General features: G+C 69.0%; 17 protein-coding genes. 11 read left to right on the top strand and 6 right to left on the bottom strand.

Translation table 11 applies throughout. The annotated features are described in order from the left end of the window. Positions 1-7 precede the first annotated feature (7 nt). Positions 8-940 (top strand): ParA family protein, encoded by a 933-nt coding sequence (locus QL987_RS07945; protein ID WP_166780580.1) that lies wholly within the window; start codon positions 8-10, stop codon positions 938-940. Continuing rightward, positions 940-1917: a ParB/RepB/Spo0J family partition protein gene (locus tag QL987_RS07950; protein WP_253465843.1), complete on the top strand. Its 978-nt coding sequence runs from the start codon at positions 940-942 to the stop codon at positions 1915-1917. The genes QL987_RS07945 and QL987_RS07950 overlap by 1 nt, the downstream gene beginning before the upstream one ends. A 1576-nt stretch (positions 1918-3493) precedes the next feature. Here the strand turns inward: QL987_RS07950 and QL987_RS07955 are convergent. The 6 genes from QL987_RS07955 to QL987_RS07980 all read right to left on the bottom strand — a co-directional run bounded on the left by QL987_RS07955 (position 3494) and on the right by QL987_RS07980 (position 12307). Further along, positions 3494-3943 carry an RES family NAD+ phosphorylase gene (locus QL987_RS07955; protein WP_290157094.1) on the bottom strand — a complete coding sequence of 150 codons (450 nt, stop codon included), beginning with the start codon at positions 3941-3943 and terminating at the stop codon, positions 3494-3496. A gap of 137 nt (positions 3944-4080) precedes the next feature. Further along, positions 4081-5043 carry a D-alanine--D-alanine ligase gene (locus QL987_RS07960; RefSeq protein WP_253465837.1) on the bottom strand — a complete coding sequence of 321 codons (963 nt, stop codon included), beginning with the start codon at positions 5041-5043 and terminating at the stop codon, positions 4081-4083. Between the two features lie 45 nt (positions 5044-5088). Then, positions 5089-6390 carry a PLP-dependent aminotransferase family protein gene (locus tag QL987_RS07965; RefSeq protein ID WP_290157095.1) on the bottom strand — a complete coding sequence of 434 codons (1302 nt, stop codon included), beginning with the start codon at positions 6388-6390 and terminating at the stop codon, positions 5089-5091. Between the two features lie 220 nt (positions 6391-6610). After that, positions 6611-6937, bottom strand: coding sequence for a thioredoxin (trxA, locus tag QL987_RS07970; protein WP_110902894.1), 327 nt, complete (start codon positions 6935-6937; stop codon positions 6611-6613). 83 nt (positions 6938-7020) lie between these two features. Continuing rightward, complete coding sequence (gene trxB, locus QL987_RS07975) at positions 7021-8016, bottom strand: thioredoxin-disulfide reductase (protein WP_111075305.1); 996 nt, start codon at positions 8014-8016, stop codon at positions 7021-7023. A gap of 79 nt (positions 8017-8095) precedes the next feature. Continuing rightward, entirely contained in the window at positions 8096-12307 is a 4212-nt protein-coding gene (locus QL987_RS07980) for a DUF6049 family protein (protein WP_290157096.1), read from the bottom strand. 110 nt (positions 12308-12417) lie between these two features. On the opposite strand from QL987_RS07980, the gene QL987_RS07985 reads away from it, so the two are divergent. The 9 genes from QL987_RS07985 (at position 12418) to QL987_RS08025 (ending at position 18711) form a co-directional block, all read left to right on the top strand. Continuing rightward, a complete protein-coding gene (locus tag QL987_RS07985) occupies positions 12418-13851 on the top strand; it encodes a CCA tRNA nucleotidyltransferase (RefSeq protein WP_111075402.1) in 1434 nt (477 codons plus the stop codon). A 145-nt stretch (positions 13852-13996) separates the two neighbouring features. Beyond that, the gene (gene rpsF, locus QL987_RS07990) at positions 13997-14386 is read left to right on the top strand and encodes a 30S ribosomal protein S6 (RefSeq protein ID WP_111075303.1); all 390 of its coding nucleotides are present in this window, start codon (positions 13997-13999) and stop codon (positions 14384-14386) included. Between the two features lie 3 nt (positions 14387-14389). Further along, complete coding sequence (locus QL987_RS07995; protein ID WP_111075302.1) at positions 14390-14980, top strand: single-stranded DNA-binding protein; 591 nt, start codon at positions 14390-14392, stop codon at positions 14978-14980. A gap of 47 nt (positions 14981-15027) precedes the next feature. Continuing rightward, entirely contained in the window at positions 15028-15285 is a 258-nt protein-coding gene (gene rpsR, locus QL987_RS08000; protein ID WP_056121021.1) for a 30S ribosomal protein S18, read from the top strand. Between the two features lie 14 nt (positions 15286-15299). Further along, a complete protein-coding gene (gene rplI, locus QL987_RS08005; protein WP_166780573.1) occupies positions 15300-15752 on the top strand; it encodes a 50S ribosomal protein L9 in 453 nt (150 codons plus the stop codon). Between the two features lie 228 nt (positions 15753-15980). Continuing rightward, complete coding sequence (locus QL987_RS08010; protein WP_111075300.1) at positions 15981-16274, top strand: WXG100 family type VII secretion target; 294 nt, start codon at positions 15981-15983, stop codon at positions 16272-16274. 75 nt (positions 16275-16349) lie between these two features. Continuing rightward, the gene (locus QL987_RS08015; protein WP_253465832.1) at positions 16350-16661 is read left to right on the top strand and encodes a hypothetical protein; all 312 of its coding nucleotides are present in this window, start codon (positions 16350-16352) and stop codon (positions 16659-16661) included. Continuing rightward, positions 16661-18100 (top strand): hypothetical protein, encoded by a 1440-nt coding sequence (locus tag QL987_RS08020; RefSeq protein WP_111075298.1) that lies wholly within the window; start codon positions 16661-16663, stop codon positions 18098-18100. The genes QL987_RS08015 and QL987_RS08020 overlap by 1 nt, the downstream gene beginning before the upstream one ends. Before the next feature lie 317 nt (positions 18101-18417). Beyond that, positions 18418-18711, top strand: coding sequence for a WXG100 family type VII secretion target (locus QL987_RS08025; RefSeq protein WP_111075297.1), 294 nt, complete (start codon positions 18418-18420; stop codon positions 18709-18711). Positions 18712-18750: the final 39 nt, after the last annotated feature.

Raw genomic sequence — 18750 nt, forward strand, 5'->3', positions numbered from 1 at the left:
CCGCCCGATGTTCCACGTGAAACACAGACCGGGGAAGAGGCACTCGTTGAGTTCGTCCACTGACTACGATGCGTCGACACCCCTCGCGCGCGAGATCGCCGACCTCAATCGACGCCGGCGCGCGATCGCGACGCAGCAGTTCCCGTTACCGGAGAAGACCCGTGTCTTCACGGTGTCGAACCAGAAGGGTGGCGTCGGCAAGACCACCACCACGGTGAACCTCGCCGCTGCCCTGGCGCACGGTGGGGCGCGCGTCCTGGTGATCGACCTCGATCCGCAGGGCAATGCGTCCACCGCGCTCGGCATCGACCACCAGGCGGAGGTTGCCAGCATCTACGACGTCATCGTCGACGAGGCCCCGATGGCGGACACCGTGCAGCGCTCCCCCGAATCCGAGACGCTTTGGTGCGTGCCGGCGACCATCCATCTGGCAGGCGCCGAGATCGAGCTGGTCTCGCTCGTGGCCCGCGAGCAGCGTCTCCGCACCGCATTGGACGAGTACCTCGCTTCGGTCGAGGAACCGTTCCACTACGTCTTCATCGACTGCCCGCCGTCCCTGGGCCTGCTGACGATCAACGCCTTCGTCGCGGCCAAGGAAGTCCTCATCCCGATCCAGTGCGAGTACTACGCGCTCGAGGGTCTCAGCCAGCTGCTGCGGAACATCGAGCTCATCGAGCGGCACCTCAATCCGCACCTGGCCGTGTCGACGATCCTGCTGACCATGTACGACGGGCGGACGAACCTGGCGAACCAGGTCGCCAACGAGGTCCGGACCCACTTCGGCGACCAGGTGCTGCAGGCGATGATCCCGAGGTCGGTCCGGGTCAGTGAAGCGCCCAGCTACGGGCAGAGTGTGGTGTCGTACGACGTCAACTCCACCGGCTCGCTCTCCTACCTGGAGGCCGCGGCCGAGATCGCAGAACGAGGAGCAAAGGCCTGATGGCACCCAAGCGGACCGGACTCGGGCGCGGCATCGGCGCGCTGATCCCCACCACGAACGAGCAGCAGGAACGGCCCGTCGACGTCTTCTTCCCGTCGGGCGGGACCTCGGCGCAGGAGGCGACCGGCGGCGGCACGGCAGAAGAGCTGCTGGCCGTGCCGGGTGCACGGCTGGCGAACCTCAACCCGCTCGACATCGTGCCGAACGCCCAGCAGCCGCGCAAGGAGTTCCGCGAGGAAGAGCTGCAGGAGCTCGTGCACTCCATCCGTGAGATCGGTCTGCTGCAGCCGATCGTGGTGCGACCGATCGCTGGTGCTGCCGGGACTGCGCCGCAGTACGAGCTCATCATGGGTGAGCGACGACTCCGCGCCACGAAGGAACTCGGGCTTGCGACGATCCCGGCGATCGTCAAGGAGACGCCGGACGACGCGATGCTCCGGGACGCGCTTCTGGAGAACCTGCACCGCGCCCAGCTGAACCCGCTGGAAGAGGCGTCGGCGTACCAGCAGCTCCTCGCCGACTTCGGCATCACGCAGGAGCAGCTCGGGCAGCGGATCGGTCGGTCGCGTCCGCAGATCACGAACACCATCCGGCTGCTTCGGCTGCCCTCCCCCGTTCAGCGTCGCGTCGCCGCGGGTGTCCTCTCTGCAGGGCATGCTCGCGCGATCCTCGCGGCCCCGGACGCCGAGGCGATGGAGTACCTGGCGGAGAAGATCGTCAACGAAGACCTCTCCGTTCGCGCTGCCGAAGCGATCGCGCAACAGCTCTCCACGAAGACGCCCGCCAAGACTCCGGCGGCTCCGTCGAAGCGCCAGGTCCACTTCAACGACATGGCCGAACGCCTTGGGGATCGGTTGAACACCCGGGTGAAGATCGCGGTCGGTGCCCGCAAGGGTTCGGTCACCATCGACTTCGCCAACCCCGACGATCTGTCCCGGATCCTCGGGGAACTCGGCATCCAGGACGTCGCTGGCTGAGACTTGTTCGGCGCGAGCGCTGTGCGCCCGTCTGAGCGCTCGAGATCGCGCAGGTGGGTACTGACGCCACCCTGTCGGTCCCGGGGGCCTCTGGGGGCATCAGAAGCGCTTCCTGGGTCCCTCTCGGCCGTCTAGGCGGGGTCCATTGGCTCGCCTCCGGTCCGAGGACTGAGCGCCCGGCGCTGTCTCGGCAGTCGGGCGTCCGAATCGCCATGCTCGTAAGCCTTCGGCGTTCGGCGGGATGCAACCGGTGGGCCGGTTCGCCTCCTTGCCGCTCTGTCGCCGTCAGTGTCGCTGAGTCGCTTCCCGGAGCAGAGGTGCTCAGACGGACAATTAGCGATGTTCCACGTGGAACAACGACTCGATCGCGGGAGGTAGCCGTCGCCTCGCCGTCGGGTGCCGCGCTCACCGTGGGGAGAGAACTGTCTTCCACTGGGCTGGGTCAGTGCTTGCCAGGCCTTGGGAGGACAGGGTTGGTGGTGACGCCATCGATTCGCTGAGGGGAGGGTCTGTCGCGGCGGACCGAGCCAGGAAGCTCGCATCGTCGGGGTCCTCCGTGGCTCGACCGTCTCTGGGTTTCTACGGGTTGCCGGGTCTGCTTGACGATGTTCCACGTGAAACCACAAGGGACCCGCCGCCTCCCGCGGTGCCGTCCTGAGGGAGACCGTTCGTGTGATCTTGCCTATCGGCTACCGGCTGTCCGGTGATGATGCAGCGGCGCGCAAGTGGCGGTGACGGTTCACGACGGGAGCCGGTGATCCTGCACTGGTGCGCTGGTGCGGCCGGGTACTTGGGCGCTCGTGGGCTCATGGGCTCGTGGTCCGACGGCAGAGTGACCGAATGCTCAGGGGCTCGCGGGATCGATCAACAGCGCCCCACAGCGCCGTGCTCGCTGAAGGGCCACGCGATCCCGCGTGCCCGGGATCCCGCGTACCCGGGTGCCCTCGTTCCCGCGTGGCCCTGTGGCCGCGTTTCCACGTTTCCGCGTTTCCGCGTTTCCGCGTGCCCGCGTACCCGCCTGCCCGCGTGTCCGCGTACCCGCCTGCCCGCCTGCCCGCGTACTTGCCTTCCCGCGTGGCCCCGTGGCCCGTGGCCGCGTTTCCACGTTTCCGCGACCCCGCGTTCCCCCGTTCCCACCTTCCCGCATGGCCGCGTTTCCGCGTGGACGTCTGCCCGGTCCGGTTTCCCGTGTGCGAGAGCCCTGAGCCCGGCGCCCTGAGCGCCGATTGCCTGACTACCCCAACGCACGGCAGCCCAAGTCCCCGGTTACCCGTTCGTCCGCTTCCCAGGTTGCCCGATTGCCCGAGCGCCCCGGTCCCCCAGTCGACGAGCTCCCTTGCCCTCAGTCCCCGAGATGCCGAGTTCCCGAGCGGACTATTCGCTGAGTGGTTGCGGCTGCGTGTCCAGGTGCTGGAGCGGCAGCGCGTCGATCAGGCGACAGTTACCGGCGCCGGGCCGCGCTGCATCGCTCCCCGAACTCTCGGATCTGGTGGGTGCGCGCGCAGCTTTCGCGGCATCACCGAGATCTGACCGCGTCGGTTTTAGACAGCCGCACTGTCGGCGCGTCACTGTCGTTCTACCGGAACAGCACGAGATGCCACTGGCCCGGGGCCCGGCGAGACGGATCGATGAGACCCGCGGCGCCGACCTCGAGAGCGCGGTCCCGCACGGCCCACGAACGCGGAGACCGACCGGCAGCGACGTCGCCCTGCCACGGAGCGACCGCGTCAGCCAGGTCGATGCCGATCGCTCGCAGTACCTCGGTGTCGCGCAGATCGATGACCCCCTGCGCCTCGACCTCCACCTGGACGACGTCGAGCCGCTCTGCTCGCGCCCCTCGGTGCGCGATCATCGCAGCGTTGACCCCGGCGATCGACGAACTCAAGTAAAGCGTGGGCTCGTGTGCCGGCGAGTAGCGGCCGGCTGAACGTGATCCGGCGAGGGCGAGCTCGCGGAAGGCAGGGTTGACGGCTCTGAAGAACGAGCCCCGGATCGTCGTCGTGAAGGTCCATTCGGCGTCTGCCACACGCTCAGGATGCCACCGGGAGGCCCGTCCAGCGCCGGGTAGCGATCCAGCGACGATGTTCCACGTGGAACAATCCACGGAGTCAACCAGGAGCGCATCACCCTCTGGAAGGAGAGGGACCCGACTGGCTACCGACCTCAGGCCGAGTGGTCGCGGATGGCCTGCTCAGCGAGCTCGGCGTAGGTCCACCCGAGATCGAAGCCCGACGCCGAGAGCGCCTGCGGCACGAGCGATGTCTCGGTGAGCCCAGGCAGCACGTTCGCCTCGAGGAACCACGGCGTCCCAGCCCCGTCGATGATGATGTCCACGCGAGACACGTGCCGTAGCCCGAGGGCCCGGTGCGCCAGGATCGCAGCAGCAGAGGCAGCGTGTGACTGCTCCTCGCTCAGCCGTGCGGGGGTGAAGAACGTCGTCTCCCCCGCGTTGTACCGAGCCTCGTACCCGTAGAACCCGTTGCGCGGCACGATCTCCACCGGCGACAGTGCCAGTGGCCCGTCCCCGGTGTCGATGATCCCGACGGCGATCTCAGTCCCGCGGATCAGCTGTTCGACGACCGCGTCCTCGCAGTACGTGTAGGCGGCAACCATCGCCCGCGGCAGGTCCTCGACGTTCTCGACGAGGGTGACGCCCTGCGCGCTGCCACCCCGGGCCGGCTTCACCGCGAGCGGCACCGGGTGCTCGGAGGCGATGGCCTGCAGGACCCCGACGGCCCCGAGTTCGCGGAAGACGTCGTGCGACAGCGTGATCGAGCGCGGCGTCCGGACGCCCGCGCGGGACACGAGCGCAGAGGCTGTGGGCTTGTCCCATGCCAGGCGAGCGGACGTCGAGCGTGAGCCGACGTACGGGATGTCGAGGGCCTCCAGGATGCCGCGAAGCGCGCCGTCTTCGCCGGAGGCGCCGTGCAGTGCCGGCCAGACGACGTCCGGTCGGTCTGCCGCGAGTGCGGGGAGGAGGGATGCGTCTGCGTCGCGGAGATCGACCTGCCACCCGTACCCGGTCAACGAGTCCGCGACTCGACGACCGGAGCGCAGCGAGATGTCCCGTTCGTGGGAGATCCCCCCGGCGACGACGACGACGTGACGGCGGGCGAACTCAGCCATGGGCGGGATCCTCTACGGACGGGGTGGAACGATGGAAAAGCCTGATCAGGGCATGTTCGGCTGCGGTGAGCTGACCGACGTTGTGCTCACCGACGTGCTCGACCGGCTGGCGGACCCGAAGGTCTCGACCAGTTCGAGCTCGTCGTTCACGACCGATGCCAGCCGCTTCACGCCGACGCGGATCTGCTCCGGCGTGGGGTAGCAGAACGACAGGCGGATGTTGCCGGCGCCGCGGCCGTCGGCGAAGAAGGCGGTGCCCGGGGTGTAAGCGACCAGCTCCTTCACGGCCCGGGGCAGCATGCCCTTCGAGTCGAGCGACTCCGGCAAGGTGAGCCAGATGAAGAACCCACCGTTCGGGACCGTCCAGCTGAGGTCGGGCAGGAACTCCCCCAGTGCCGAGAGCATGGCGTCCCGGCGTTCGGCGTAGATGCCGCGGAAGGTGTCGACCTGACCCTTCCAGTCCGCGGCGTCGAGGTACGCGTTCACCACGTACTGCCCGAACGAGTTCGGGGCGAGGACGGCGGATTCGTTGGCGAGCACGAGCTTCTCGCGGATGGCGTGCGGCGCGAGGGCCCACCCGACGCGGAACCCGGGCGCGAGGGTCTTCGAGAACGAGCCGAGGTAGACCACACCCTCGTCGTCGATCGAGCGGATCGCCTGCGGCGCGGGCTCGTCGAACCAGAGCAGTCCGTAGGGGTTGTCCTCGAGCACCAGGATGTTGTTCGAGCGGCAGATGTCGAGCACCTCGATGCGGCGCTCCCGGCTCATCGTGACGCCCGCGGGGTTGTGGAAGTTCGGGATCGTGTAGAGGAACTTCATCCGCTTGCCAGCGGCCCGCAGACGGGCGATCGTCTCGCGCAGGGCCTCCGGGACCAGACCGAGCTCGTCGGTCGCCACGTGGACCGTCTCGGCCTGGTACGAGCGGAACACACCGATGGCGCCCACGTATGACGGGGACTCGGCCAGGACGACGTCGCCCGGGTCGATGAACAGGCGTGTGACGAGGTCCAGGGCGTGCTGCGACCCCGTGGTCACCACGACGTCCTCGGCGCTGGCGCGGATGCCCTCGAGGGACATCACGTTGACGATGTGCTCGCGGAGGGACCGCAGGCCCTGTCCGCCGCCGTACTGCAGCGCCATCGCGGCGTCCTCGGCCATCACTCGGTCGAGTGAGCCGGTCACGAGCTCACGCGGCAGCGCGGAGACGAAGGGCATGCCGCCGGCGAGCGAGACCACCTCGGGCCTCGACGCGACGGCGAACAGAGCTCGGACCTCGGAGGCGCTCAGCCCGGCGGTGCGCTGGGCGTAGGAGTCGTACCAGGGGTCGAGACTGTTGCCGTTCGTCATCGAGTTTCCTCCACTCGGTCGTTCTCGCCACAGTACGACATGCAGCCGGGCGTCCGTCGCTCCGCGTCACAGGCCGATCGGCGATCCGTGGCCTGTTGCCGGCCTGGAGGCCCATCCAGCGTCAGCAGGGCGGCGGACGGTGGGCGGGCCTCCAGACAGACGGACGCCCCGCCCTCCGATGGAATGGAGGGCGGGGCGTCCGCGTCTGTGTGGCGGATCCCTACGCGAGGAAGTCCGCGAGGTCGGCCTCGAGGGCCGGCTTCGGCTTGGCGCCGATGACGGTCTTGACGACCTCGCCGCCCTTGAACACCTTCATCGCCGGGATCGACGTGATCTGGTAGTTCATGGCCGACTGGGGGTTGTCGTCGACGTTGAGCTTGACGATCTCGATCTTGTCGGCGTGCTCCGCGGCGATCTGGTCGAGGATCGGCGAGACCGCGCGACACGGGCCGCACCACTCAGCCCAGAAGTCGACGAGGATCGTCTTGTCGGACTTGAGGACTTCGGCCTCGAACGTGGCGTCGGTCACTGCCTTTGCGCTGGACATGTTTGCTCCTTCGACGGGAAGTCGGTTCGGTGTGGTGAACGGGGACGCAGCGATGCGCATTCCCGTGGCGTGCAGGGCCGGGGTCAGACCCGGGCGGTGACGTCGATGATCGCCTCGGCCGGGGTGACACCCTCGGCTTGGTCGGTCAGGTCGTGGTCGAGGTCGGCCAGGTACTTCTCGGCGTCGAGCGCTGCGACCGCACCGGAACCGGCGGCGGTGATCGCCTGGCGGTACGTCGGGTCGAGCACGTCGCCGGCGATGAAGACACCCGGGACGCCGACGGCGCGGGAGGTGCGACCCTCGACCGCGAGCGTGCCCTCGGGAGCGATCTCGAGCTGGCCGTGGACCAGGTGCGTGCGCGGGTCGTTGCCGATCGCGATGAACAGGCCGTCGAGGGCGAGCGAGGACTCTTCCCCGGTGACGGTGTCCTTGAGCGTGACGCCATCGACCGCGGAGTCACCCGTGATGCCGGTGACCTCCTTGTTCCAGGCGAACTCGATCTTCGGGTCGTTCATCGCGCGGTCCTGCATGATCTTCGACGCACGCAGCGAGTCCTTGCGGTGGATGACCGTCACCTTGTCGGCGAAGCGGGTGAGGAACGTGGCCTCTTCCATCGCGGAGTCGCCACCGCCGACGACGGCGATGTTCTTCTGACGGAAGAAGAAGCCGTCGCACGTTGCGCACCAGGAGACGCCGTGGCCGGACAGGCGCTCTTCGTCGGGGAGGCCCAGGTGGCGGTACGCCGAACCCGTGGCGTAGATGACCGTGAGGGCCTCGTACGTCTCGCCGGAGCCGACCGTGACCTTCTTGACCTGACCGGTGAGGTCGACCGAGACGGCGTCGTCGTACAGGACCTCGGCACCGAACTTCTCGGCCTGTTCCTGCATCTTGATCATGAGGTCGGGGCCCTGGACGCCCTCGGGGAAGCCCGGGAAGTTCTCGACCTCGGTGGTCTTGGTGAGTTCACCGCCGGTCTCGACACTCGAGGCGACGATGAGCGGCTTCAGCTCAGCGCGCGCGGCGTAGATGCCGGCCGTGAACCCGGCAGGACCGGAACCGATGATGATGAGCTCGCGCATGCGTGATTGCCCTTCCGTTGCTTGCTGACCGGGTCAACCAATGGTACCGGCGCGCCATTCCCGCGGCCTGGCTGTGCGGTCAGCGTCCGAGGCGTGCGCGGACGAGGTCCACGGCACTGCGGATCTCGGCGTTCCGCAGGATCACCAGACCGCCGAAGTAGACCGCGACCATGACGACCCCGCCGAGCACGACGGTGATCGCCGCACCGGTGAAGTCCGCCATCGCGAAGCCGTCTTCGCTGAAGGCACCGAAGAAGTTCACGACGACCAGGCCGACGGCACCGGCGACGACCGCCGCGACGACGAACTGCAGGTGCGAGCGCGTGACGATCGGTCCTTCGATGCCGTCGAGACGACGACGGACGATGACGAGTGCCACGACGGTCTGGGCGGACCCGGCGACGGTGGTGCAGGCGGCGACGGCGAGGCCGATGACGTCGCCGGGCAGGGTCGTGACGGCGAGGGCCCCGATGACGAACAGCCCGGACTGCACGAGCTGCATGAGGAACGGCGTCCGGTGGTCGTGCATCGCCCAGAACACCCGCTGGATGATGAAGAGCATGCTGAACAGCACCAGGCCCGGCATGTAGGCGAGCAGGACCGCGCCGATCGACAGCGCCCCGTCGAAGGTGTTCGAGAACATCCGTCCGAACGGCACCGCGACGACCATCAGTGCCACCGACGAGAACACGGTGAACAGCCCGACGATCCGGAGCGACAGCGACAGGTTCCGTCGGACGGCCGCCAGGTCCCCCCGTTCGGCGTCGTGGCTCATGCGCGTGAAGTACGCGGTGGCGATCGACACGGCGATGATCGAGTGCGGCAGCATGAACAGCAGCCAGGCGTTCTGCAGCACGGCGTTGCCGGCGTTCCCGGAGCCGAGCGAGGCGACGCGCGACTGCACGATGCCGGCGAGCTGCGTGACGAGGATCATCGCGAACAGCCAGCCCGCGGCGGTGCCGGTGGCCTTCAGGCCGACGCCACGCCACCGGAAGTCGGGGCGGAAGGTCAAGCCGGCACGCTTCCAGAAGAACGGCAGGAAGGCGGCCTGCGCGAGCACCCCGAGCGATGCGCTGCCGGCGAGGACGGCGATCTTCAGCGGTGTCCAGTCGTCCGTACCGGAGTTCACGGCACGGTTGCCGAACAGCGCGATGAAGACGACGAGGCCCGAGATCGCGATGACGTTGTTGATGAGCGGTGCCCAGGTGAACGGACCGAAGACCTGCTTGGCGTTCAGGACCTCACCGAGCAGTGAGTAGATCGCGTAGAAGAGGATCTGCGGCAGGCACCAGAACGCGAACGCCACGGCCAGGTCGGTGGTGGCGGGCGAGAAGCCCTTGCCGTCGTGTGCCTGCGAGGAGTACAGCCGCACCAGGAACGGTGCGAGCGAGGTCGCGACGATCGTGATGACGATGAAGGCCGAGCCGCCGAGCGTGACGATCTTGTTGACGTAGGCACGGCCGCCGTCGCTGTTCTGGGACATCGAGCGCACGATCTGCGGGATGAGCACGGCGGACAGCAGGCCACCGGCGATGAGCGCGTAGATGTTGTTCGGCAGCTGATTCGAGACCGCGAACGCGTCGGCCGACGGCGAGTTCGTCTGGCCGATCGCGTAGGCGAGCACGAACGTCTTCGCGAACCCGAGCAGGCGCGAGATCATCGTCCCCGCCGCGAGCATGGCGCTGGCCCGGCCGAGGCCACGCCCCTCGCCCTGCTCGGCGTCGACCTCGGCGCTGGGCTGGGTGGTGCTGATGGTCGGCTCCTCGGGGCGGTGGTCGGACGGGAGGCTCGACTCGACCCCGGCACGCGCGATCGCGTCCTCGAGACGGTCGCCGTCCCCACCGACGGTGTCGGTGCCGGAGCTGGCCGCGGCGATCGCGGAGGCGGCGCCGGGGACGGTGGTCGGGCCTCCAGGCTGGGCGAGGTCAGCCGACCGGGAGGCGTCGGCAGGCCGGGAGGCGTCGGCCGACGGTGTGGCGTCGGCGTCCACCGGGGGCTCGCCGGGCCCGGGGGGCTGGACCTCGAGGGGCCGGTTGGGGTCGTCGTCCTCCTCCGGTTCCGGTTCGCCGTTGCGGCGACGCAGACGGCGGCGGACGTTGCGGAGGATCCCCAGGCCGAAGACGACGACGACGGCGATCGCGGCGAGGGCCGTGATGACGGTCTCCCACTGCGCCTGCACGTTGATCTCGACCGTCGCGGGGGTGGCGATGCGGGCACCGCTCGCGCTCGTCAGCGCCATCGACAGGGCGACCTTGCCGTTCGCGACCGACTGCACCGGGAACGTGGTGCGGGTCGAGGAGCGGGGTTGGATCGTGACCTCGACCGCGTTCCGTTCGATGCGCAGGAACGAGTTCGACGGCGTGACGGTCAGGAACACCGTGACCGGCCAGTCGGACCGGTTCCGCACCGAGATCGGCAGCGAGGACCGGTCGCCGAGCAGTGTGATGTCACTCGAGTTCACGATGCCGACGCTGGCGATGGTCTTCTGGTCGTCCGCGGTGATGCCGTCCACGACGGTCGTGAGTCCGTCGGTGTCCGCACGCCAGGCGTTCGACGCCGCGGCGAGGGTGCGCAGACGGGCCGGGGCGGTGACCTCGACCGGGTCGGCGACGGCGCTGGCGAAGCCGACGAGGGCCTGCTCGGAGCGGACCAGGCGGCGGAGGACCGTGAGCCGGTCGGAGCCGTCGTCCTTGCTCTGCAGGGTCAGCGACCCGGGCTTGGCGTCGACGACGGTGGAGAAGTCCGTCGGCGAGATCCAGGCGGTGTCCTCGAGGGCGTCCAGCGCCTGGTCCAGACGCGCGGAGTCGGTCGGCCAGGACCGGTCGAGGGTCAGCAGGACCGGGCCGGTGGCGCTGCCCTGGACGGCGACGGTGGCGAGGGTCGCGCGGAGGGTTGCCATCGCGCGGTCGGTTGCACGTGCGGACTTCGCGTCGGCGGCCTGGCGCAGCAGGTCGGACATCCCCTGGTCGGCGACGAGGGCCTTGGTGGAGGAGACCTGCTCGGCCGCGGCGACCGTGGTGTCCTGGCCGGCCGAGGTGTTGCCGCTGGACAGGATCGTCGAGGTGTACCCGGCGGTGCGGAGGGCGGGGAGGTCGTCGGCGGAGACGGTGCCCTCGACCGGCCAGGCAACGGTGTCGACGGTCCAGGGGAAGGACACCAGCGAGGCCGAGGTGGGGATGGTGGCGGGGTCGGTCTCGTCGGTGTTCCCGGTGCCGTCGGCGGCGTCCGTGGTGGCGGTGTCGGTCGGCTCGGTCGCGGTGTCGCCCGGGGTCTGGGTGGTCGACCCCGCGCCGTCGGTGGGGTCCTGCGCCGGGTCCGTCGCCTGGTCGGTCGGCTCCGGAGTGGTGGTCGGGCTCGGGGTGGCCCCGGGGAACCGGTCGGCGTCGACGGCGGCGGCGATGGCCTGGTCGAAGGAGATCGGCGCCGCGATGCCCGACAGCCCGGCCTGGCGCAGCCCCGTCACGTCGGCGTCGGCGTAGGACAGCGGGAACTTCTCGTTCCGGAGGCCCTCCAGCCGCTCGAGCCAGGCGGTCGCCGAGGTCGGGGCGTCGTCGCCGAGGATCCGGATGGACGCGATGATGCGCGGGTCGACTGCGAGGGCGACACTGTGGCCCTCGGCCGCGTCGAGCTGCTGGGTGAGGGTGCCGTCGACGGCGGTGTCGGCGGCCAGGGCGTTGGCGCTGAGCAGACCGTCGTCGGTCGCCGGCACCGTGACGGGCATCGCCACCGCGACGTCGACCGGCGCGGGGTCGGGTCCGGGGTTCCAGGTGAAGGCGGAGCGTCCGACGGCGAGGGTCGAGCCGGCGATGTACGAGGCCGCGATGCGTCGGGCGCCGAAGGGGTTGAGCGTGCCGAGACGGACGTCGGCGAACGGCACCGAGATCGAGTCGACCGTGACGGATCGGTGCGCCGGGACCTCCGGGATCGTCACCTGGTCCATCCGATCGCCGGGCCAACCGTCCGGGGAGGTGTCGTTGATCCAGTCGGTGAGGATGTCGCGTGTGCCCACGACCGGCCGGATGATGTCCAGGTCCGCGCGGCCCGCGGGCAGTGCCGAGTCGGTGTCGTTCGTCACAGTGACGGACAGCGAGAGGTCGTCACCGAGGTTCATCACCCCGCTTCCGGACGGCGTCACCTGGACCGACGTGGTGCCGGCCTGGGCCGCGGCCGGCGTCGCGGGCTTCGAGGTGGTGGCGGCGTCGGCGACGTCCACCGCGGCGGGCGCGATGACCAGACCGGTGGCGACCAGGGCGGACGCGGCGGCGGTGAGCACGGTACGGAGAATCTGCATGTGGGAGGGCCCTGGTCGGAGCGGGCCACGACGAGTGTATGAGCCACGACCATGACAGCAGGCGAGCGCGCAGGTGCTCCGGCCCACTATCTGGGATGATCGTGGGCGTCATGCAGTCCGTAGCCCAGGCCGTCGAGCGACTCGACGCACTCGCCGCCACCGACACCGTCGACGTCCTCGCACGGGCGTTCGCCGCTGCCGGTCACGAGCTCGCCCTCGTCGGCGGGCCCGTCCGCGACGCCTTCCTCGGCCGTCCGGTGACCGACCTCGACTTCACGACGGACGCCCGCCCGGACGCCGTCCTGGCGATCGTCGAGCCCCTCGCCAGCAACACCTGGGACGTCGGGCGCCAGTTCGGCACCATCGCCGCCATGGTCCGCGGCGAGCAGGTCGAGATCACCACGTACCGCAGTGACGTCTACGACGGCGAGACCCGCAAGCCCGAGGTCACGTTCGGTGACACCATCGAGGCCGACCTGCTCCGCCGCGACTTCACCGTCAACGCGATGGCGCTCCGACTCCCCCAGCGCGAACTCGTCGACGTGCACGGCGGTGTCGAGGACCTGCTCGCGCAGCGCCTGGCGACCCCGCAGGCGGCCCGGGTGTCCTTCCGCGACGACCCGCTCCGGATGATGCGCGCCGCCCGGTTCACGGCCCAGCTCGGCTTCACCGTGTCCGACGACGTCCGTGACGCGATGACGGACCTCGCCGACTCGATCGAGAACATCTCCGCCGAGCGCGTGCGGGACGAGCTCGTGAAGCTGCTGAACACGAACGACCCGGTCGAGGGCATCCGGCTGCTGGTCGACTCCGGCATCGCCGAGCTGGTCCTGCCCGAGCTCCCCGCGATGAAGCTCGAGATCGACGAGCACCACCACCACAAGGACGTGTACGAGCACTCGCTCACCGTCCTGACCCAGGCGATCGGGTACGAGGCCGAGCGGCACCCCGGCGAGGCCCCCGACACCGTCCTGCGCCTGGCCGCACTGCTGCACGACATCGGCAAGCCGGCGACCCGGAAGCTCGAGCCGGGCGGCGCCGTCAGCTTCCACCACCACGACCTGGTCGGCTCGAAGCTGGCGAAGAAGCGGCTGCGGGCCCTGCGCTTCGACAACGACACGATCGCCTCGGTCTCGCGGCTGATCGAGCTGCACCTGCGGTTCTTCGGCTACACCGAGGGCGCCTGGACCGACGCGGCCGTCCGCCGCTACGTCCGTGACGCCGGCGACCAGCTCGAGCGGCTGCACGAGCTCACCCGCTCGGACGTCACCACCCGGAACCGTCGGAAGGCGGACCGGCTCGGGTTCGCGTACGACGACCTGGAGGCCCGGATCGCCGTCCTCGCGGAGCAGGAAGAACTCGACTCCATGCGTCCCGACCTCTCCGGGGACGACATCATGCGGATCCTCGACATCCCGCCGGGGCGCGCCGTCGGCGACGCGTACCGCTTCCTCCTCGAGGCGCGGATGGACGAGGGCCCGCTCGGGCCCGAGGACGCCGAAGCGCGACTCCGCGCCTGGTGGGCGTCCCGCGACGAGGGCTGATCCGCTCGACGGTGGCGCGCCTCCAGGCCGTCCGCTACGATGGGCAGGTTGTCTCGCGCGCCTTCTGCGTGCCGGGGCACATGCATCAACCCTCCTGTCCCGGGAACTGCCCGGGGCCGCTGAGACCAGAGGAGGTGGGTTCCGCATGCACCAGTACGAACTGATGGCGATCCTCGACCCCGAGATCGATGAGCGCACCGTCGCTCCCAGCCTGGACAAGTTCCTCGCGGTCATCCGCAACGACGGTGGCACCGTCGACAACGTGGACGTCTGGGGCCGTCGCCGGCTCGCTTACGAGATCGCGAAGAAGACCGAGGGCATCTACGCCGTCGTGAACTTCACGTCGTCCGCCGACTCCGCCAAGGAGCTGGACCGCCAGCTCGGTCTCTCCGAGGCCGTCCTGCGCACCAAGGTCCTCCGCGCCGAAGAGGGCATGGCCCAGGTCGCCGCGCAGAAGCAGCGCGACGAAGCCCGTGCCGCCCGCAAGGCCGCCAACGCGTCGGCCTCGGCCGCCACGACCGCGAGCGCCGAGTAGCCCGTGGCCGGCGAAACCGTCATCACGGTGGTGGGCAACCTCACCGCGGACCCGGAGCTGCGGTACACGCAGAACGGGCTCGCCGTGGCGAACTTCACCATCGCGTCGACTCCTCGCACGTTCGACCGTCAGGCGAACGAGTGGAAGGACGGCGACGCGCTGTTCCTCCGTGCGAGTGTGTGGCGCGAGTTCGCCGAGCACGTGGCGGGGTCGCTGACGAAGGGCTCGCGCGTCATCGCGCAGGGTCGTCTCCGTCAGCGTTCCTACCAGGACCGTGAGGGTCAGCAGCGAACGAGCATCGAGCTCGAGGTCGACGAGATCGGCCCCTCGCTGCGGTACGCGACCGCCCAGATCACCCGTGCACCGGGTGGCAGTGGTGGTGGCGCCGGTGGTGGCCGTGGCCAGGTCGGTGGGGGCAACTCCTCCGGCGGTGGCAACGGCGGCTACAACGGTGGCGCGTCCGGTGGCAACGGTGGCGGTCAGTCCGACGCCCCGTGGTCGCCGCAGGGTGGTCAGCAGGGTGGCGGGAACGCACAGTCGAACGACGTGTGGTCCACCCCCGGCGGCACCTACGACGACGAGACCCCGTTCTGATCCTCAGCGGTCTGACGACACAACTTCTTCTTCTCTAAGGACACACAATGGCTGGAAAGAGCACCGGCGACCGCCGGAAGCCTCGCGGTAAGGGCGGCAAGAACGCCGCTCCCGCGAAGGCGATCAAGGTCGGCGTCATCGACTACAAGGACGTTGCGACCCTTCGCAAGTTCATCTCGGAGCGTGGCAAGATCCGCGCCCGTCGCATCACCGGCGTCTCCGTCCAGGAGCAGCGCCTCATCGCCCGTGCCGTGAAGAACGCCCGTGAGATGGCGCTCCTCCCCTACGCCGGCTCCGGCCGCTGATCGGAGGTCGACGAATGTCGAAGCTCATCCTCACCCACGAGGTCTCTGGCCTCGGTTCCGCCGGTGACGTCGTCGACGTCAAGAACGGCTACGCCCGCAACTACCTGATCCCGCAGGGCTTCGCCGTGTCGTGGTCGAAGGGCGGCGAGAAGCAGATCGAGTCGATCCGTGCTGCTCGCACCGCACGCGAGCTCGCCACCATCGAAGAGGCACAGGACCTCAAGATGAAGCTCGAGAACGCCACCATCCAGCTGTCGGTCAAGGCCGGCAAGGACGGTCGTCTCTTCGGCTCCGTCCGCCCGGGTGACGTCGCTGACGCCGTCCAGGCGCAGGGCGTCGGCTCGCTCGACAAGCGCAAGGTCGAGGTCCCCGCGACCATCAAGACCGTCGGTGACCACGAGGCCACCGTGCGTCTGCGCGAGGACATCGTCGCGACCATCTCGCTGAAGGTCGTCGCCGCGAAGTAGTCCGGTCGCTGCTCCGGCAGCACCAGCACCGCCGGAAGGGCGGGTCTCCCCCAGTGGGAGGCCCGCCCTTCTGCGTTCCCCGGCGCGTGGTGCGGGTCACGGAACGCATTCCTGACGAACGCTCGGTGAACAGGAGTTGAAGGCCCTCGTCCGGGGGTCGACCGCTCGGTACGTTCGTCGAGGCCTCCAGTACCGGGGGTGAACGAAAATCGAGATCAGGAGCACCACATGCCCAACTTGAACGTCACCTACGGCGAGATGCAGGATGCCGCCACCCGCCTGGTCAACGGCGAGCAGGACATCACCTCGAAGCTCCGTGAGCTGAAGTCGCTCGTCGACTCGCTCATCTCCGGCGGGTACGTCACGGACCAGTCCTCGGTCGCGTTCGGCAACTCGTACCAGGAGTTCAACGACGGTGCCACGAAGACCATCGAGGGTCTCGAGGGCATGTCGATGTACCTGAACAAGGCCGCCGAGGCCCTGCAGCAGACCGACACCGAGCTCGCCAACGCCATCAAGTAGCGCGGGACACCGGGCGGCCCGACGACGGGCCGCCCGGTCCACCTCCACCGGCACGGGCATCGATCGGGAGCACCCATGGCAGACCTCATCATCACCAGAGCCGTCCTCGAGGACTCAACCACCAAGTTGCAGCACATCTCGGACGAGCTCGAGCACCAGAAGTCGGACGACCGCGCCCTGACCGATGTGTACGGCCAGCACGACGTGCAGAAGGCGATGCACGACTTCTCCGGCGACTGGAAGATCCACCGGAACAAGATGAAGGGCGCCGTCAAGGACCTGCACGAGAAGATGCAGAAGGCGACCGAGAACTTCACCGACCTCGAGCACGACCTGACCGAGAAGCTGACGACCGAGTCGCAGCCGACCGACGGTGGGGCCGCCTGATGCCCGCCCGTGGTGGCAACTGGGCCCTCGTCGGCGAAGCGTCGGACCCGATGGTGGCCGACGTCTCCGTCGTGCAGGAGCTCGTGACCTACTACTCGACCATGGCGCAGGAGATCACCTCCGAGGCAGCTGTCCTCAAGAGCATCGGCGACGGCGACGACAGCCAGTTCAAGGGCGCGACGGCCGACGCGGTCCGCAAGAAGAGCGGCGAGGTGGCCGGTTCCCTCACGAAGCTCTCCGGACGCTACGACGCGATCCGGGACGCGCTGAAGGGGTACCTGCCGGAGCTCGAGCGGGGGCTCGCCGAGTCCGCCGCCGCGCTGCAGGACGCCGAGAACGCCCAGGCCTCCGGCAGTCGGGCTGGCTCGATGCCCGACCCGTCGCAGAACCGGGCCTCGGACGCACCGGCGATCACGAGCGACGAGCAGGGGCAGATCGACGCGAAGCACCGGGCGGTGGAGGGTGCGAAGGCCGACGCTGATGCCGCGACCGCCCGCCTGCGTCGATCGGTCGACGCGCTGAACGGCGCCGGCAAGGCCGCCGCGACGACGATCCGGGCGGCCTGGGACGACGGGCTGCACGACACCCTCGGCGACAAGATCAAGGCGTTCTTCTCGAAGCTGCTGAAGATCCTGGTCAAGATCTTCACGTACATCGGCATCGCGCTGGCTGCCCTGGCGATCCTCATCCCGGGCGTCGGGATGTTCACGTTCATGGCGGCGGTCGCGGCCTCGGTGGTCCTCGTGGCGAACATCACCCTGGCGGGCATGGGTGAGGGCTCGTGGCTGGACGTCATCACCTCGGCCGTCGGACTCGTGCTCGTCGGTGCCGGTGGTGCGCTGACGAAGGCCGTGTCGACGATGAAGACCGCGGGCATCGCGAAGAGCTCGGTGGGGTTCCAGAAGAACGCGACCGCCTCGCTCGAGAAGCTCGGCACGGCGCGGTCTGCGGCGCTCGAGCGGGCGTTCAACCCGCGGTACGGCGCGAAGGGCTTCCCCGAGCGGCTGGCGTCACTGCGTGCGGTGCAGAAGGAGATCGCGGAGACCCAGAAGGCGCTGGGCAACGCGAAGAGCCTGACCAGCATCGGCAAGTTCCGCGAGAAGCCGAACTGGTGGCACCCGAACAAGACGCTCTGGGCCGAGGACAAGGTGAAGATCGCCGACGTGTTCAAGCGCGGCGACTGGCGTGCCGAGCGGCTGTTCAGCGTCGACCGTCACCACGAGATGGCGGCCATGCAGAAGGAGATGTGGTCGAAGTACGGCGTCGAGATCGCGACGACGCCCGCCTGGCACAAGTGGGCCTCCGGCGGCCGGGTGATCGCGAGCTGGGGCAACACGATCGTGTACGGCCAGGGCCTCAAGCCGACCGGCTTCGGCACCGACCAGCAGCGTCTGCCCGGGTACAACGAGGCGGCGAAGACCCTCACGCACGGGTTCTGAGCCGGGCGCGGGTCCTCCGTTGGGAGGACCCGCGCGCTTTTCGTACCAGGGCGACACGCCGGACGCGAGAAGATTGTTTGTCGGGTGACATGACAATTCTGCGCGACGGGCGTTGCGGACGCGCCCCCGATCCTCCAGGCGGGCCGGACCGGCATGCTGGAATGTGCACATCGGTGTGTAGCAGCCGATCGCACGGTGGTGCGGAAACGTACCCCGCCGGGTCGTACCGACCCGGAATAACCTCTCGGCAGTCCCTCATCCGGGGGGCGCACCCGACCGAGCGAGACCGGGTGCGATGCGACTGACAGGAGCACGCAATGCCCAACTTGAACGTCACCTACGGCGAGATGCAGGATGCCGCGACCCGTCTGGTCAACGGCGAGCAGGACATCACCTCGAAGCTCCGCGAGCTGAAGTCGCTGGTCGACTCGCTCATCTCGGGCGGCTACGTGACCGACCAGTCCTCCGTCGCGTTCGGCAACTCGTACCAGGAGTTCAACGACGGTGCCACGAAGACCATCGAGGGTCTCGAGGGCATGTCCACGTACCTCAACAAGGCCGCCGAGGCCCTGCAGCAGACGGACTCCGAGCTGGCGAACGCGATCAAGTAGTCCGCTTCCGGACCGGGGCCCCGCCGTTCGGTGGGGCCC

It is taken from the genome of Curtobacterium sp. APC 4022 (genome assembly GCF_030407555.1).
Lineage (GTDB): Bacteria > Actinomycetota > Actinomycetes > Actinomycetales > Microbacteriaceae > Curtobacterium.